Genomic DNA, 17,428 nt, shown 5'->3' with positions numbered 1-17,428 from the left:
ATGCAGCAAAAGAGTAGAGCCTTCCTTAAATGGGCTGGCGGAAAATACAGCCTCGTTGAAGATATTAACGCGCGACTAAATCAAGCAAGTAAGCATGCTGATACCTTGGTTGAACCTTTTGTTGGTGCGGGCTCAGTGTTTTTAAATAGCAATTTTAAACACTATGTACTCAACGATATTAATGCTGATTTAATCAATTTATATAAAGAGCTCAAGCGTTCGCCTGATGAGTTAATTAGTGATGCTAAAAAGCTTTTTGTTGATTTAAACAACCACTCAGATGCGTATTATGATTATCGTGTGCAGTTTAATCAAAGCAGTGATGTGTATGAGCGAGCCATCTTATTTTTATATATGAACCGCCATGGTTATAACGGATTATGCCGCTATAATTTAAAGGGCATTTTTAATGTACCTTTTGGTAAATATAAAAAGCCTTATTTTCCTGAAAAAGAAATGTACTTTTTTGCTAGCAAAGCGCAACAAGCTACATTTACTTGCCTAGGATATGATGATGTATTCAAGCTGGTGCCTAAAAATGCAGTGATTTACTGCGATCCGCCGTATGTGCCATTAAGTAAAACTGCATCTTTTACCTCGTATGCAAAAGGCGGGTTTAATTTGGATGATCAGGCTAATTTAGCGAACTTAGCTGAGCAAGCAGCTTTTGAGAATAATACGCCAGTCCTTATTTCAAATCACGATACGGTATGGACACGCAAAATTTACAGCCAAGCTTCTTTGGATAAAATTCAGGTTAAACGCACGATTAGCCCAAAAGGCGGTTCACGAAATAAAGTAGATGAGCTAATGGCTATGTACTTAGCACCGTAGTCACGGTTGCGTAAATAGCCAGTACAAATAAAACAAAAAGTATCACGGCAATAGCTATTAATGTAATAGGGGAGTGGTGTTTAAAGTCTGTTTGACGCTTATCTTCAGATTGCACACCAAAAAATGCCGCTAGCACACTTTGTAACGCGCTTAAGAAATGCTGCATTAATTAAAATAATGGTTTGATTGAAGATGGCTTGTGGTTGTCGTCAGTACCTGTTAATAACTCTAGGAAATCTAGGTAATGAAACTGGGCACTGCGGCTATTGCCGGTTAGCCAAGAAGCCCAAGAAGAGTCTTCTTGAATTTGAATGCAGCGATTTGCGCTATGATTAATAGCGTTAGTTTGATCTTTATGAAGACAAGTGTTGGCTGAACTTAATTCTTGCTCAGTATTTGAAGAAAGCGACGCAGCTCCAATAATGACACTTACCGACGTGATTAATAATCCAATTTTAAAAACACGCATAATATAAACCTAGTAATTTAGTTCTCCACCAAGCATAACAAACTTGCTTAAATAATACACTTTATTTTTAGCTATACTCAAAGCTAGTCATGCCGCAAAATTTGTTTATAAGCGTGATTTATCCTTTTAGCTCACGCGCTTTGTCGTTGTTATAGTTAATAACAGTTAGTCGCTAGCGTTGCTAATTTAGCGTTATTTTTAAAGGTGTTACTTGGGTAACATCGTTAATTAAGTTACATTAACGCCATAAATTATTCATTAATGGATTAGCAATGCTCAATTGTGAACAAAAATACTTAATAGCGCCCTCAATTTTATCCGCAGACTTTGCACGCCTTGGCGAAGATGTTGACAGAGTCTTAGCTGCAGGGGCTGATGTTGTCCATTTTGATGTAATGGATAACCATTACGTACCTAACTTAACAATAGGCCCAATGGTGTGTAAAGCACTTCGCGATTACGGTATTAAAGCTCCTATTGATGTTCATTTAATGGTGAAACCGGTAGATAGTTTAATTCCACAATTTGCCGAGGCGGGGGCGTCAATTATTACCTTTCATCCAGAAGCCAGTGAGCATATTGACCGCACTTTACAATTGATAAAAGATCAAGGTTGCCAAGCAGGTCTAGTTTTTAATCCTGCAACGAGTTTAAGCTACCTTGATCATGTAATGGATAAAATAGATGTTATTTTATTAATGTCGGTGAACCCCGGATTTGGTGGGCAAAGTTTTATTCCACAAACACTTGAGAAACTGCGAGAGGCAAAGCAACGCATTATTGATTCTGGGCGTGATATTCGCCTAGAAGTTGATGGCGGTATTAAAGTAGATAATATTGCAGCGGCAGCTGAAGCGGGTGCTGACATGTTTGTTGCAGGCTCTGCTATTTTTAATCAGCCTGACTATAAAAACGTAATTGATGAAATGCGCCAACAATTAGAAAGTATTAAGTAATGAAATATGATGCGGCACTATTTGACTTAGACGGCACGCTAGTTGACAGCGTGTATGACTTATATATGGCCTTAAATCTTACGCTAAGTGATTTAGCGTTTCCCATTGTCAGTCAGCGATTAGTTGAAAGCTGGGTAGGTAATGGCATTGAGGTGTTAGTAAAGCGAGCTCTTTGCGGTGATATACAAATTAGTGAACACCTTGATGAGACTCTGAGCGAGCGAGCCATTAAGCTTTTTTATCAACATTACAGTGAGCTGGTTGGTGAATACAGCGTATTATATCAGCATGTTGAAACGGGCCTTGCTGCTCTCAGTGGTATGCCCAAAGCACTTATTACCAATAAAGCACGCTGTTTTACTGAACTACTTTTAGATAAACTGGCTATTCGCAGTCATTTTGAGGTGATTGTTTGCGGTGACGACATGGCAAAAAAACCGTCACCTGAGCCACTCTTATTTGCTTGTAATGCATTGAATATTTCGCCAGATAAAGCCATTATGATTGGTGATTCAAAGAGTGACATACTGGCAGCACAAGCCGCCAATATTGATGTGATAGCTCTTACTTATGGGTATCATCAAGGAGAGCAGCTCGGGGATTATAATCCACAGTACCTATGCGATAACTTCTTAGCTATAATACCCACACTTACACAGCGTTAAAATTTTTAATCAATTAAACACTAAAGGAAAATCATGAGTAAACCAGTAGTTTTAAGTGGCATTCAGCCAACCGGTGGTATGACAATAGGCAACTATGTTGGCGCTATTAACCAGTGGCTAAAGCTACAGGAAGACCACGAAAGTTTCTTTATGCTTGTTGATTTGCACGCAATTACTGTTCGCCAAGAGCCTGAGCTTCTTCGATCTCGTGTGTTAGACGGTATAGCCTTATATGCAGCGTGCGGTATTGACCCTGAAAAGTCTGCGCTTTTTGTGCAATCACAAGTGCCTGAACACGCACAGTTAGCGTGGGTATTAAATTGTTACGCACAAATGGGTGAGCTTAACCGCATGACTCAGTTTAAAGATAAGTCATCTAAGCATGCTAACAATGTAAACGTAGGTTTATTTTCGTATCCAGTATTACAAGCAGCAGATATTTTATTGTATCAAGCTGACCAAGTGCCAGTAGGGGACGATCAAAAGCAGCATCTAGAGCTAACGCGTGATATAGCTACTCGCTTTAATAACTTGTACGGCGACGTATTTAAATTACCTGAGCCATATATTCCAGAATTTGGCGCACGCGTAATGAGCCTTCAAGATCCGCTTAAAAAGATGTCTAAGTCTGATGAAAACCCAAATGGTTACATCATGCTATTAGATGAGCCTAAAAAGATTGAGAAAAAGCTTAAAAAAGCAGTAACCGATTCAGACGAGCAAGCACGTATTTACTTTGATCGTACAGAAAAGCCTGGTGTTTCTAACTTACTTACTTTATTAAGCGTAGCGACTAAGCGCTCAATTGAAGATTTAGTGCCAGAGTACGAAGATAAAATGTACGGCCACCTGAAAAAAGACACTGCAGATGCGGTAGTGAATATGATTGAGCCAATCCAAGCACGTTTTAAAGAGATCAGAGAAGATCAAAACCTACTTGATAGCATCATGAAATCAGGTGCAGAAAAGGCCAGTGTACGTGCAGAAAAAACACTTAAATCGGTATACGATGCACTAGGATTTATTCCTCGTACATAATTTGATTTATTAGAATAAGTGTAAAAAAATGCCGCTAATTTAGCGGCATTTTTGTGTAACTTTTAATAAGTACTTTTTTATAATTTATATTAAAGTAATGGTTTTAAGTAGTGCCCAGTATGTGAGCGCTGACATTCCGCCACTTCTTCTGGTGTACCTGCAATCAGTATTTCACCGCCGCCAGCACCACCTTCAGGGCCTAAATCAACGATCCAATCGGCAGTTTTTATTACATCTAAATTATGCTCAATTACTACAATGGTATTGCCATGATCGCGTAGACGATGAAGCACCACTAATAACTGTTCAATATCAGCAAAATGAAGTCCCGTTGTTGGCTCATCAAGAATGTACAATGTTTTTCCAGTATCACGCTTAGAGAGCTCACGTGCTAACTTAATTCGCTGTGCTTCACCACCAGAAAGTGTTGTAGCGGCTTGGCCTAAACGAATATAAGAAAGTCCAACATCCATTAGGGTTTTAAGTTTACGTGCTATAGCCGGTATTTTATCAAAGTAGTCATGGGCATCTTCAACGGTCATGTCGAGCACTTGGTTGATGTTTTTGCCTTTATATTGTACTTCTAAGGTTTCGCGATTATAACGTTTACCCTTACATACATCACACGGTACATATACGTCTGGTAAGAAGTGCATTTCTACTTTAATAACACCATCACCTTGGCACGCTTCACAACGGCCACCTTTAACATTAAAGCTAAAGCGACCCACTTTGTAACCACGTGAACGGGCTTCTTGAGTACCCGCAAACAGCTCACGAATACCGGTGAAAATACCAGTATAAGTGGCAGGGTTTGAACGCGGTGTGCGGCCAATAGGACTTTGGTCAATATCAATTACTTTATCAAAGTGCTCAAGTCCTGCAATTGACCCATAAGGAGCTGCTTCAGCAGTAGTTGCGCCGTTGAGTTCTGTGTGGGCAAGTTTAAATAAGGTGTCGTTAATGAGTGTAGATTTACCCGAGCCAGATACGCCGGTAATACAGGTCATTAAGCCAAAAGGTATTTTTAAATCAACATTTTTTAAGTTATTACCAGTAGCACCAAACAGCTCTAGCCATTTATCGTTAGTAGCATGGCGCTCTTTAGGCACTTCTATTTTACGCACGCCCGATAAAAACTGGCCGGTAACCGAGTCTTTGCTTGCTAAAATATCATCGCGTGTACCTTGAGCAATAACATGGCCGCCATGTACGCCAGCACCTGGGCCAATATCAATAATATGATCAGCGGCACGAATGGCGTCTTCATCGTGTTCTACAACAATAACGGTATTACCCAAATCGCGTAAATGAACCAAGGTTTTCAATAAACGGTCGTTATCACGTTGGTGCAAACCAATTGAAGGTTCATCCAGTACATACATAACACCCACTAACCCAGCACCAATTTGACTCGCTAAGCGAATACGCTGTGCCTCACCGCCTGAAAGTGTGTCGGCACTACGCTCAAGTGATAAGTAATTTAGGCCTACATTAATTAAGAACGATAGACGATCGCGAATTTCTTTTAAAATTTTCTCGGCAATTTGGCCTTTTTGCCCAGTTAGGTGCAAGCCTTCAAAAAAGCCCATCGCCTCACCAATACTCATATGCGTAATGGTTGGCAAGTTAGTTTGACCAATAAATACATTGCGTGCTTCTTGGCGCAAACGTGAGCCTTTACAACTAGGGCAGGCTTGGCTGGTTTGATACTTGGCTAGCTCTTCGCGTACTGAGTTTGATTCAGTTTCGCGGTAGCGGCGGTTCATATTGTTTAACACGCCCTCAAATACATGATTACGTGTAATTAAATCACCGCGGTCATTACGATAATTAAATGCAATTTTAGTATCACCAGAGCCATCTAAAATAATTTTTTTATGTTCTTTTGCAAGCTCTTGATAAGGTACATCTAAATCAAACTCGTAATGCTGCGCAACCGCTTGCAACATTTGATAATAGTAAAAACTGCGTTTATCCCAGCCTTTAATTGCCCCGCCGGCTAAGCTTATTTCAGGGTTGTGAACCACGCGATTCGGGTCAAAGTATTGTCTTACGCCTAAACCGTCACAGCTTTGACAAGCTCCTGCAGGGTTATTGAACGAAAATAAACGCGGTTCAAGTTCGGTCATCGCATAGCCACAGGTTGGGCAGGCAAAATTTGCTGAAAACAGCATTTCTTCAGCACTGCTATCATCCATAAACGCAATGTTGGCAACGCCGCCTGACATTTCAAGTGCCGTTTCAAAAGACTCTGCAAGACGTTGCTGTTGACCCTCTTTTACTTTAAAGCGATCCACAACGACTTCAATAGTATGCTTTTTATGTAAATCTAGCGGTGGTGGATCGGATAAGTCGCATACTTCACCATCTATACGAGCACGAATGTAACCTTGACTGGCAAGTTGTTCTAATAGTTTTACATGCTCACCTTTACGGTCTTTAACAACAGGAGCAAGTAGCATTAACTTAGTGCCTTCAGGCAGCGCTAATGCGGTATCGACCATTTGACTAATTGTTTGCGCTGCGAGTGGTAAATCATGAGTTGGACAGCGAGGTTCGCCAACCCGTGCAAACATTAAACGCAGGTAATCGTAGATTTCAGTAATGGTTCCCACGGTTGAACGGGGATTATGCGAGGTTGATTTTTGTTCAATGGAAATAGCAGGGGAAAGGCCTTCAATATGATCTACGTCAGGTTTTTCCATTAATGACAAAAACTGCCTTGCATAAGCAGAGAGTGATTCAACATACCGGCGTTGCCCTTCTGCATAAAGCGTATCAAATGCAAGTGATGACTTTCCTGAACCAGATAAGCCAGTGATAACAATTAGTTTATCACGTGGGATGGTTAGGCTGATGTCTTTTAAATTGTGCGTGCGGGCGCCTCGGACTTCAATGTTTTCCATGCTATCTCGTTTATTGCCAAAATTATTTGTTCAGTATCGCATAATACGCTGCAATATTAATCCTTGATCATTGAAAAAATCCTTAGTTATAGACGATTAATTATTGCCAAGCTTGTGATAGAATCCTTGCCTAATTTTTTCACACAGTAAGATCACGCAAATAATGACCGCATCTTCACTTAATTCACGAGAGAAACGCGCCGCCGTATCGTTAGCGAGTGTGTTTGCATTTAGAATGCTCGGCTTGTTTATGCTGATGCCTGTTTTAGCTATTTATGGTCAATCGCTTGAAGGCTTTTCACCTATATGGATAGGTTTTGCAATTGGTGCGTATGGTTTAACGCAGGCCGTATTACAAATACCTATGGGGCGACTGTCTGATAAAATTGGCCGTAAAAAAGTGATTGTAGGTGGTTTGCTTGTATTTGCCTTGGGTTCAGTAGTTGCGGCTTTAGCTGAGTCCATACAAATGGTAACGGTAGGGCGTGCCTTGCAAGGTATGGGCGCTATCGCCAGCGCATTGTTAGCGTTTGCATCAGATTTAAGTCGTGACGAACAGCGACCAAAAGTAATGGCAGTTATTGGCATGAGCATAGGTATGAGCTTTGCCTTCGCTATGCTACTTGGACCTATAGTGGCAGCTTCATGGGGTATAGCCGGAGTGTTTTGGTTAACTGCTATACTGGCTTTATTAGGTATTTTTATTGTCACTATGCTGGTACCCAGTGCAATAAATAAAGCCCCTAAAGGCGATACACTTGCCAGCTTTAGTGACATTAAAAAGCTAATTAAACATCCGCAGCTTGCGCGTCTAAATGCAGGTGTATTATTGCTGCATTTAACATTGACGACTATTTTTGTAGTATTGCCAAGTCAACTAATTAAAGATGGACTTGTGGCTGAAAACCATTGGCAGCTTTATATCCCGGTTTTATTTTTAGCGTTTTTCTTGATGGTGCCAGTAATGATAGTGGCAATTAAAAAAGAGAAAGAAAAACAGGCGTTTATTGGTTCAGTGATGGTCTTAATAATAAGTATGTTTAGCATGTCAATATGGGCCAATAGTGTTGTTGGTATTGCGGTTTGTATGCTGTTATATTTTGTTGCTTTTAACTTTTTAGAAGCCACTATGCCAGCTCTTGTGTCGCGTATTGCTCCAGCAAGCCAAAAAGGCTCCGCCATGGGTGGGTATTCATCTAGCCAGTTCTTAGGGGCTTTTTTAGGCGGTATGTTAGGCGGGTATGTAGCACAAACCACTAGTACGCAAGCTGTGTTTGCGGCGGCGGCACTTGTTGGGGTAATATGGCTTATTATTGCGTGGAAAATGCAAGTCCCACCGAAAAGCAAAGTTATTAGTTTAATGACCCAATTAGATTCTGAAGAGCAGGCACAAACACTAGCTTCTCAGTTAGTTGCTTTACCCGGCGTAATAGAAGCAACCGTAGTTCGCGATGAAAGTCGAAGCTACTTAAAGATTAATGATAAAGAATTTGACCTAGACCAAGCCCGAAGAGTGGCTGGTTTAATCTAACGTTTATAGGAGATGGTTCCATGGCACGCGGTGTGAACAAAGTAATTTTGGTTGGTAATTTAGGGCAAGATCCTGAAGTTCGTTACATGCCTAATGGTAATGGCGTAGCAAATATTACCTTAGCAACTTCAGACAGCTATAAAGATAAAAACACTGGCCAAATGGTTGATAAAACTGAGTGGCACCGTGTGGTATTTTTTGGCAAATTAGCTGAAATTGTAGGCGAATACTGTCGCAAGGGTTCACAAATTTACGTAGAAGGTAAACTTCAAACTCGTAAATGGACTGACCAACAAGGCCAAGAAAAGTACACTACAGAAATTGTTGTTGATGGCTTTACTGGTCAAATGCAAATGTTAGGTGCACGTGGTGGCGACCAACAAAGTGGTGGCTATCAAGGTAACCAAGGTGGTCAACAAAGTGGCGGTTATCAAGGTAACCAAGGCGGACAGCAAAGCGGTAGCTATGGTCAAAATAACCAAGGCCAAAATAGTCAGCAAGGCAGTTATGCTCCACAGCAACAATCTGCACCTGCCCAGCAGCCAGCGCCGCAACAAAACAACCAGTATCAACCACAGCAGCAAGGTGGTTTTGCACCTCAGCAAAATAATGCACCACAACAGCAAGGCGGGTTTGCTCCTAAGCCGCAAAATGCACCGCAAGGTGGCGCATCAAATCCAATGGAACCAACAATCGACTTTGATGACGATATTCCTTTCTAATTTCCAACTTTTTAGTTTAAAAAGTATTAAAAAAGAGCCCTGAGTAATCAGGGCTTTTTTTATTGATAATAATTACTATCCCTCTCGTTTATCCTCAGCTGAGTGAGTAAATACTCCTCATTAAAAAGCTGTAAATAGCTTTAAGGTTTTCAAAGCAGGGCGGCACTCCCATTTATGCGCACAAAGATGAAGCCATTACTAATTTTGTTGACCACTAAATATAATGTTTATAAACATTAAGTATTAACAATAAAACAGCTACTAAACTTTTATTATTGGCTTGTGCAATTGCAAATAGTAGACAACACTTTAATAACTTATTTAATGAGCGGGTAAGTTATGAAAGCCAGTCAGTTTCAGTTTTCCAATTACGTTAGTGCCTTATTTTACGCTCTGTGTTTTATGCTATTTATTATTTTTAATAGTGGTTTAAATTTAGTTTTACAACATCAAAATAAGCAAACAGGTATAGAGCTCGCTAAGCAACTGCAGCAGCCGTTAGCCAATGAGCAGCAACTTTTAGCTAATACACCTTTTACCCTGGCTCCAGATAAAGTTTCTGTTTATATAAAGCAGAAAAAGCACTATTTCAGCTCTAATTCAAAAGGGATTCTGTTATATTCATGGCCTACCTGGTATGCCTATAACTACCTATTTATAATAATGAATATGTTTATTTTGGCCATTATTTTTGCTGCTAGGCGCTTTATATTGTTTAAAGCGACCAAAAATAGTTCAGTGACGTTGAAGCGCAAGCAAAACGATGGTTATAAAAAGGTATGCCATACGCCTAGAATAAAGCCTACACAACCGGTATTAGAAAACGTAGTCAAGGAGCAGAAAATAATTGGCTATAATATATTTGCGCTCATTCAATGCGAATGCCATTTTGATACAAACACGGACTTACCAGCGACTCTTAAAGTATTGCTAGCAAAAGACTTTACCAATACTGCTGTAATATCCGTTAAGCAATTAACAGCGGGTAAGTTTGCTTTTACTTTCACAGGGGTTAGTGCAATTGATAAAAAAAGTTGCGCTAAATACTTACATCAATACATGCTTAATGCAGCCCATATTTTAGCCCCTAGAGTGGCTGACGAGAGTATAAAGTTAGGTTTGTGTACTTACTACTCGAATGCTGATCAGGTGATGGTGTATCAGCTTGCCAGATCGTCACTCACACTATCAATGCAAAGTAGAGTGCAGCATTATCATCAATTGGCAATCAATTGCAGCCATCTTCAAATGCTTAATAAAAACCCTGTTACGCAGCGAGTTGAAAAACAAAAATTAGCGATTTTATTTCAACCTGTATACGAGTTGGATAGCGGCGCTATTATCAAACATCATGTTTTAATTAAAAGTAGCGATAAGGCAAATAAACAATTATTTAATCAAGATTATATAAGCCAGTTTTACAATGAGGATGAGGCGTTACTACTTGACCAAGCGGTTGTTATACAAGTTAAAAAGTTGCTGCTAGTAGAAAAGTCATCGTCTGTTATTAGTATTAAATTGCATCCTAAAAACTGGTTTAATAGTGAGTTTTGGTGTTGGCTAAGTAAACATATGAGTGAGTTGAAAAGCCTTCATACGTTACAGTTTTTGATAAATGAGGCTGATTTCTTAAATAGCCAAGATCGATTGCAGGCTGCTTTTTCGACCATAACAGCGCTCAACTTTAATATCGTTATTGATGAGGTTAGAAGTAGTAAGAGCATATTTAACTTCACCCATAACAAGCAAATAGCGGGGCTTAATTTGGCCCATGAACTTGTTCATGGCATAGATCATAATTATTTACAGCAGAAATCTGTCAGGGGAATTGTGCATATTGGTAAATTATTAAGTTTGCCAGTGGTGGCCTCGAGTGTAGAAACGTATCAAGAATTGCAATTTTTAAAAGTGATAGGTGTTAGTACTGCACAAGGAGGGTATTTCTCTGGATTACTACCCGACTTCACTCAAGTTGCATTTCATTAGCTAGTTAAACAAGTCCACGATATTTTAGCCCGTCCAAACCTTGCAGCCCTCCTGTATGAACAGCAATAATTTTGCTGCCAGGGGGAAAGTAGTCGTTGTTAATGAGCTGCCAAAGTGCATACATCATTTTTCCGCTGTAAATAGGTTCCAGTGGTAACTGATATTGCTGCTGCATGTACTGGCAAAACTGCCATAGCTCAGTAGTAAAGCGACCATATCCGCCATCATGGAACTGTGTAAGTAACTGCCAATTACTTTGTGATTTTGCTTTAGGACTAAGAGCCCGTATTTCATCTCGCAGGTAGTCGGCTTGCTTTAAAACTGCAACACCTAATACAGTGCTTTTACTTGAGCTGCCCTCTATTAAGCCCGCCAAGGTTCCACCACTGCCAGTAGGACAGATTAAGTAGTCATGCTCAGGTAAACTTTGGGCAAGTTCTTTACATCCTTCTATAGCAAACTCGTTTGTGCCTCCTTCAGGTAGGATATATGCATTGGGGAATCGTGCCTGTAATGCTGTTAAATATGCTTTCTCATTTCGTTGTCGGTACTCTAATCGATTCACTACATGTAATCGCATGCCACATTGCTTTGCAAATTTTAACGTTGGATTATTGAGATCAAGTTCAGGGCCTCTAACAATTGCGTGGGTTACTAGGTTAAATTCTTTCCCCGCGGCTGCGCACGCGTGAATATGATTTGAAAAAGCCCCACCAAAAGTCAGTAATTCTGTTTTACCTTGTTGTTGCATGCGAGCTAAATTGTATTTGAGCTTACGCCATTTATTACCACTAATAACAGGGTGTAATAAATCATCACGCTTGATGTTTAACGTAATGTTTTTTTCTGCTAGCAATTTGTTATTAATTGGTTGTAAATAACTATGTTCATTAATACTGAATTGTATTGGCATTATCACTCTTTTTTATTAGTTACATGGTGAATGTGCTGTTTAATAGCGTTATTTTGACTCAAATTTTATTACTTAAGCAAATTAAAAAATATGTATGCGCCGCTAAATTGGTATCTTTTGGGCGTAAAAGGCAGATAAATCTCGGTGTTGTTAAATAAATTAGCTATTTAGTACAAATGAAACGGTTATTTACTGGCATGAAACGGGATAATAGTTGTAAACTGAGATAATAAATGAACAAAGCTTGTGTTTTGTGCTTCAAGTACATAGCATAAGGTTTTATTATAAAAAATAATAATAACCAAATAATTGCCGCTTTTTTGGGACTGGAATATATGCGAATTGCTCCTTTATCTCTATTAATTTCTGCTAGCTTTTTTGCCAGCACAGTATTTGCACAAGATACAACTACTGTAAATAGAATTGAATCAGAGATTAATACGAAACAAACAGAATACACTCGTTCAACAACGATGCTCGATAAATATTTACAAGAAGAGAATCAGCTTCAAACCCAGCTTGAACTGCTTAGAGCGCGTTCAACACAACTTGATAAAGAAAAAAATCAAGCATTGGATGCGATGAATGACATGTATCGACGCTTAATTAATAATCCATCGCTTGATATTACGCAGGCGCAATCTCGTTATCAAAAAGCCGTTGTTGACCAAGAACAAAACAAAAATGATATCTCTATGCAATTGGCGGCAATTGCATCCCATCTAAAAGATATTGAGCAAATTCGCGCTGATAAACATGCTCTTCAGAACACTATTGAAAGTTTAAAAGTGCAATACACCACTGCGCGTGTAGAGCGATTGCGCAACGAATTTACCCGTGAAGGGACACTTGAAGTCGACCACACCCTTAATTGTAAGCGTACTGAAACACTAGCGGCATGTGAGCAACGCGGACAGCAGATGGGGCTGAAAAAGGCGACTAAGCGCTTTTTAGATCAAATATTTGAAAACCTTACCGAAAAACGTCTTGTCGAACCTAAGCGAGATATGGCAGGAGCGCAAGTACAGATTTTAAGTAGCCATGTGATTAAGAGCGCTTTTAGCGGGCAAGGTGATTACAACGTCAATTTAAGCGTTACTATGCGTGGAGATGTAAACAGTAGCCGTTTGTGTCACTTATTAAGTGTAAATAACAGTTTTTGTTCAGAGTATGGTACCCCGCTGACAAATACTTATCAGCCTGCTTATAGCACTACTTTTTCAGATAGTCAGTTAACATTCAGCGATAATGCGGATAATAAGGCGGTCGCTGTTGTTGCAAAAACAGCTAACAAAAAGCCAAAAGTGGTCGCTGAGCAAAAGAAAGATCAGTTAATCCAGTTAACTTTGCGCTCAAACGTGCATGGCGATGAAGTTTTTATTAACGACATTCGTGTTGGCTCAACTCGCTTAGTAACAAGGTTACCGCGTGGTTTACACAAATTAGAAATACGCAAAGACGGTTATGTTCCTTACAAAGCACGTATTGATTTAAAGAAGACACGTACACTTTTCGCTAAGTTAGAAAAAAAGTCAGAGTCGATTGCTGCACCGACTAAAAAGCGAGAGCAAATAATACAAGCAGATTGCCCTAAAGGAATGGAAGTTGATACGCAGCCACCAACAGTGGATTCGTCAGCGGTAGTAATCCCTGTTGGCACATTTAAAATGGGCGATATTAACGGCAATGGACTGGAAAATGAGCGTCCCGTTGTTGAAAAAACGATTAGTGAAGCGTTTGTTATGCAAAGTAAAGAAGTCACTGTCGGCGCATTTGAGAAGTTTGTAAACGAAACGCAATATAAGACTGAAGCTGAAAAAGGCAAAGGGTGTGCTTATTATCTAAATGGCGAACCCGTTTGGGAAGCAAGCTTAAACTGGCGAGCTCCTGGGTTTGAGCAAACTAGTGATTTTCCAGCTGTGTGTTTGACAAAAAATGATGCTGTAGCTTATGCAGAATGGTTTTCTGATAAAACAGCGCAAACGTATCGCCTACCTACAGAGGTTGAGTGGGAATATGCAGCGCGTGCAGGTACAGATACTGAATACCCTTGGGGTAACGAAATTGGTAAAAACTTAGCAAACTGTGGTTGGTGTGGTAGCGAATGGTCAAACAAACGCACTGCACCGGTAGGGTCTTTTTCTGCAAATGCATTTGGTTTATACGACACCGTGGGCAATGTATGGGAATGGACTGGTAGCACAGAGAACAAAAAAAATGCAGTGGTTCGTGGCGGCGCATGGAATTTTGCACCTAGCCTTGCTCGTGCCTCAACGCGTTTAATCCTAGCGCCAGACTTTAGAGCTAATTACATTGGCTTTCGCTTAATGAGCGAACAATAATATTTAATGAGGAAGCAAACGCTTCCTCTTTTTAATGATTACAAAGACGGCTGCGCTTTATATTGCTCATTACATTGAGAATGTTAAAGTAAGCGCAACTAAAATAAGAACGAATTTCAAAGGTCATCCAGCCTCATGTTTAAAAAACTCCGTGGTATTTTTTCAAACGATCTATCGATCGATCTAGGTACAGCCAACACACTAATTTATGTAAAAGAAGAAGGGATCGTATTAAACGAACCTTCAGTAGTTGCTATTCGTCAAGAACGTGCTGGTGGACCTAAAAGTGTTGCATCTGTAGGTACAGAAGCTAAGCAAATGTTAGGACGTACGCCTGGTAATATTAAAGCTATTCGTCCGATGAAAGATGGTGTGATTGCTGATTTTTATGTGACCGAAAAAATGCTCCAGCATTTTATTAAGCAAGTGCACAACAATAACTTTATGCGACCAAGCCCACGTGTACTTATTTGTGTACCTTGTGGCGCTACACAGGTTGAAAAGCGTGCAATTCGCGAATCAGCGATGGGTGCAGGCGCTCGTGAAGTTTACTTAATTGAAGAGCCTATGGCTGCTGCAATTGGTGCTGGCTTACCGGTATCAGAAGCAACGGGTTCTATGGTTGTTGATATTGGTGGCGGTACAACCGAAGTGGCTATTATCTCACTCAATGGTGTTGTCTACTCGTCATCTGTACGTATTGGTGGCGACAAGTTTGATGAAGCCATTATTAATTATGTTCGTCGTAACTTTGGTAGCTTAATTGGTGAAGCCACGGCTGAGAATATTAAACATCAAATTGGCTCTGCATTTAAAACAGACGAACCAGTAGAAATCGAAGTGCGTGGTCGTAACCTTGCAGAAGGTGTTCCTCGTTCGTTTACACTTAATTCGCATGAAATTTTAGAAGCATTACAAGAGCCGCTAATGGGGATTGTAAGTGCAGTAATGGTTGCACTTGAACAGTCACCACCGGAGCTGGCATCTGATATTTCAGCGCACGGTATGGTATTAACTGGCGGCGGCGCGTTACTAAAAGATTTAGATCGCCTACTCATGGAAGAAACTGGTATTCCAGTGGTTGTTGCTGATGATCCACTTACCTGTGTTGCTCGTGGCGGCGGTAAAGCGCTTGAGATGATTGATGTGCACGGTGGTGACGTTTTTAGTTACGACTAATGAAATCAATGTTTGAAAAAACAATCTCTTTGCAACTGCGACTTTTTGTCGCAGTGCTTTTGAGTATCGTATTGATCCTTGGAGATAAATACACAAAGGGTGGTGAAAATATTCGCACCAGTTTGAATACCTTAGTCACCCCTCTCATTTATGTTGCCAACCTGCCTTACGAAGTATTTAGCTTTAGCGCCAAGAGTTTGCATACCCGCGAGCAGTTGCTCACTGAGAATGAAGCCCTGAAAAAAAAGCAAGTATTGCAGAGCGAACAAATCCAGCAATATGAATTCTTAGCAAAAGAAAATCAAAAACTAAGAGCATTAATGGGCTCGTCTTCAAAACATACCAATCGTAAAATTATTGCTCAAGTACTTTCTGTTCACTCAAATCCTTATAGTCATCAAGTGGTGATAAATCGAGGAACTACCGATGGTTTAAGTGAAAGCCAAGCAGTAATTGATGATATGGGACTAGTGGGGCAGTTGACTAAAGTGGGCTCAACCACGTCACGAGTGTTATTAATTACCGATACCACCCACGCCACTCCTGTGCGTATTTTGCGTAATGATGTGCGAACAGTGGTTGAAGGTATTGGTAAAATCAACGTACTGAAGCTGTCGCATGTGCCGCATAGTTTAGATGTACGTATAGGCGATGTACTGGTTACATCTGGCCTTGGTGGCACATTTCCTGAAGGCTACCCGGTTGCGGTGATCACAGAAATAACCCGTGATGAAGGTCAACCTTTTGCGCAAGTATTTGCTGAGCCGATAGCTCAATTAGACAGAATTCGACTATTAGTCGTGTTATGGCTAAATCAGCAGGAGTTGATGGGAGATGATTAACCGCCAAACGCTATTAATTGCGTTAAGTATTTTCTTTGCATTGGTAGTGGCATTGATGCCATTACCTTTTTCACTTGAACCATTTCGTCCTGACTGGGTGTTGTTGGTGCTTATGTATTGGTCTTTGGCTTTACCGCACCGCTTAAATATAGGCACAGCTTGGGTTGTTGGGTTATTGATTGATTTAGCGACTGGCTCTTCTTTAGGTGTAAACTCATTAACCTACTCGGTATGTATTTTTGTTACGGCAAGTAACTTTCAAAAAATTCGCAATTTTTCATTGTGGCAACAAAGCCTTTTAATTGGCTTATTTTTAACGCTTTATCATTTAATGCAGTTTTGGTTAAATCACTTTTTACTTGGCGTTTATTTTAGCCCACATTACTTATGGCCTGTATTAACAGGCATGTTGAGTTGGATATGGGTATTTTTATTACTTAGAAAATACCGTAGACACTTTAGGATCAGATAATGACTTGCGCAGTATATTTAGCTTCCGCGTCTCCCCGTCGTAAAGAGCTTTTAACCCAATTGGGTGTCGAATTTTCACAATTTAGTGTTGATGCTGATGAAAGCCAGCTTGTTAACGAACTCCCATATGATTATGTCGAACGCTTAGCGCGTTTAAAGGCGCAAATGGGGGTAGAGCAAGGGTATACCGACCGCCCCGTTTTAGGCAGCGATACTGTAGTCGTGATTGACAATCAATCTTTAGGTAAACCCATAGATAAACAAGACTTTACTCACACCTTAAAGCGTTTATCAGGAAATACTCATCAAGTGTTAACTGCTATCGCTTTTGCCACACCAGAAAAAGTACTTAGCTGTGTTGTCAGTACTGATGTTACTTTTAAAATACTCAATGATGCAGAAATAGACGCTTATTGGCAAACGGGCGAGCCTCAAGATAAAGCCGGTGGTTACGGTATCCAAGGGTTAGGTGGACGCTTTGTAACGCATATTTCGGGTAGCTATTTTGCCGTTGTAGGCTTACCTTTGTATGAGACAGAACAATTATTAAATACATTCTTAAGAGGGTAGC

At 40.2% G+C, this 17,428-nt stretch carries 16 protein-coding genes; 12 read left to right on the top strand and 4 right to left on the bottom strand.

The genetic code is table 11. From position 1 onward, the window contains the following. A complete protein-coding gene (locus tag ACZ5WS_RS01920) occupies positions 1 to 834 on the top strand; it encodes a Dam family site-specific DNA-(adenine-N6)-methyltransferase (protein ID WP_464710316.1) in 834 nt (277 codons plus the stop codon). On the opposite strand, the gene ACZ5WS_RS01915 is transcribed toward ACZ5WS_RS01920, so the two are convergent. After that, positions 815 to 1,000, bottom strand: a complete 186-nt coding sequence (locus tag ACZ5WS_RS01915; protein WP_138607186.1) for a DUF2970 domain-containing protein — start codon at positions 998 to 1,000, stop codon at positions 815 to 817. The two genes, ACZ5WS_RS01920 and ACZ5WS_RS01915, sit on opposite strands and share 20 nt — an antisense overlap. A 3-nt stretch (positions 1,001 to 1,003) precedes the next feature. Further along, a complete protein-coding gene (locus ACZ5WS_RS01910; protein WP_138607184.1) occupies positions 1,004 to 1,303 on the bottom strand; it encodes a hypothetical protein in 300 nt (99 codons plus the stop codon). 272 nt (positions 1,304 to 1,575) lie between these two features. On the opposite strand from ACZ5WS_RS01910, the gene rpe reads away from it, so the two are divergent. The 3 genes from rpe to trpS are packed head-to-tail and all read left to right on the top strand — an operon-like array spanning position 1,576 to position 3,962. Further along, on the top strand, positions 1,576 to 2,259 hold the full coding sequence (gene rpe / locus ACZ5WS_RS01905) for a ribulose-phosphate 3-epimerase (RefSeq protein WP_464710309.1): 684 nt from the start codon (positions 1,576 to 1,578) through the stop codon (positions 2,257 to 2,259). Then, on the top strand, positions 2,259 to 2,924 hold the full coding sequence (locus tag ACZ5WS_RS01900) for an HAD-IA family hydrolase (RefSeq protein WP_372859424.1): 666 nt from the start codon (positions 2,259 to 2,261) through the stop codon (positions 2,922 to 2,924). Before rpe ends, ACZ5WS_RS01900 begins: the two co-directional genes overlap by 1 nt. Before the next feature lie 33 nt (positions 2,925 to 2,957). After that, positions 2,958 to 3,962 carry a tryptophan--tRNA ligase gene (trpS, locus tag ACZ5WS_RS01895; protein WP_138607179.1) on the top strand — a complete coding sequence of 335 codons (1,005 nt, stop codon included), beginning with the start codon at positions 2,958 to 2,960 and terminating at the stop codon, positions 3,960 to 3,962. Between the two features lie 89 nt (positions 3,963 to 4,051). On the opposite strand, the gene uvrA is transcribed toward trpS, so the two are convergent. Then, on the bottom strand, positions 4,052 to 6,871 hold the full coding sequence (uvrA, locus tag ACZ5WS_RS01890) for an excinuclease ABC subunit UvrA (RefSeq protein WP_138607177.1): 2,820 nt from the start codon (positions 6,869 to 6,871) through the stop codon (positions 4,052 to 4,054). Between the two features lie 163 nt (positions 6,872 to 7,034). Here uvrA and ACZ5WS_RS01885 point away from each other — a divergent pair, with 163 nt between their 5' ends. The 3 genes from ACZ5WS_RS01885 to ACZ5WS_RS01875 all read left to right on the top strand — a co-directional run bounded on the left by ACZ5WS_RS01885 (position 7,035) and on the right by ACZ5WS_RS01875 (position 11,110). After that, positions 7,035 to 8,402, top strand: coding sequence for an MFS transporter (locus ACZ5WS_RS01885; RefSeq protein WP_464710305.1), 1,368 nt, complete (start codon positions 7,035 to 7,037; stop codon positions 8,400 to 8,402). Positions 8,403 to 8,422: 20 nt separating this feature from the next. Beyond that, positions 8,423 to 9,124 carry a single-stranded DNA-binding protein gene (ssb, locus tag ACZ5WS_RS01880; protein WP_008467569.1) on the top strand — a complete coding sequence of 234 codons (702 nt, stop codon included), beginning with the start codon at positions 8,423 to 8,425 and terminating at the stop codon, positions 9,122 to 9,124. Positions 9,125 to 9,463: 339 nt separating this feature from the next. After that, positions 9,464 to 11,110 (top strand): EAL domain-containing protein, encoded by a 1,647-nt coding sequence (locus ACZ5WS_RS01875; RefSeq protein ID WP_138607173.1) that lies wholly within the window; start codon positions 9,464 to 9,466, stop codon positions 11,108 to 11,110. 4 nt (positions 11,111 to 11,114) lie between these two features. On the opposite strand, the gene ACZ5WS_RS01870 is transcribed toward ACZ5WS_RS01875, so the two are convergent. Next, positions 11,115 to 12,023, bottom strand: coding sequence for a 1-aminocyclopropane-1-carboxylate deaminase/D-cysteine desulfhydrase (locus ACZ5WS_RS01870; protein WP_198522456.1), 909 nt, complete (start codon positions 12,021 to 12,023; stop codon positions 11,115 to 11,117). A 335-nt stretch (positions 12,024 to 12,358) separates the two neighbouring features. Here ACZ5WS_RS01870 and ACZ5WS_RS01865 point away from each other — a divergent pair, with 335 nt between their 5' ends. From ACZ5WS_RS01865 to ACZ5WS_RS01845, 5 genes are all read left to right on the top strand, one after another. Further along, positions 12,359 to 14,365, top strand: coding sequence for an SUMF1/EgtB/PvdO family nonheme iron enzyme (locus ACZ5WS_RS01865; protein WP_138607169.1), 2,007 nt, complete (start codon positions 12,359 to 12,361; stop codon positions 14,363 to 14,365). 135 nt (positions 14,366 to 14,500) lie between these two features. Next, a complete protein-coding gene (locus tag ACZ5WS_RS01860; protein WP_013463921.1) occupies positions 14,501 to 15,544 on the top strand; it encodes a rod shape-determining protein in 1,044 nt (347 codons plus the stop codon). Further along, positions 15,544 to 16,386, top strand: a complete 843-nt coding sequence (mreC, locus tag ACZ5WS_RS01855) for a rod shape-determining protein MreC (protein ID WP_171039612.1) — start codon at positions 15,544 to 15,546, stop codon at positions 16,384 to 16,386. The genes ACZ5WS_RS01860 and mreC overlap by 1 nt, the downstream gene beginning before the upstream one ends. Next, a complete protein-coding gene (gene mreD / locus ACZ5WS_RS01850) occupies positions 16,379 to 16,858 on the top strand; it encodes a rod shape-determining protein MreD (RefSeq protein WP_138607165.1) in 480 nt (159 codons plus the stop codon). Before mreC ends, mreD begins: the two co-directional genes overlap by 8 nt. After that, entirely contained in the window at positions 16,858 to 17,427 is a 570-nt protein-coding gene (locus ACZ5WS_RS01845; protein ID WP_138607163.1) for a Maf family protein, read from the top strand. Before mreD ends, ACZ5WS_RS01845 begins: the two co-directional genes overlap by 1 nt. Position 17,428 lies beyond the last annotated feature (1 nt).

It is taken from the genome of Pseudoalteromonas sp. 11L1 (genome assembly GCF_055397545.1).
The sequence above is the reverse complement of the archived record's forward strand: the minus strand, read 5'-3'. Positions and strand labels throughout refer to the sequence as shown.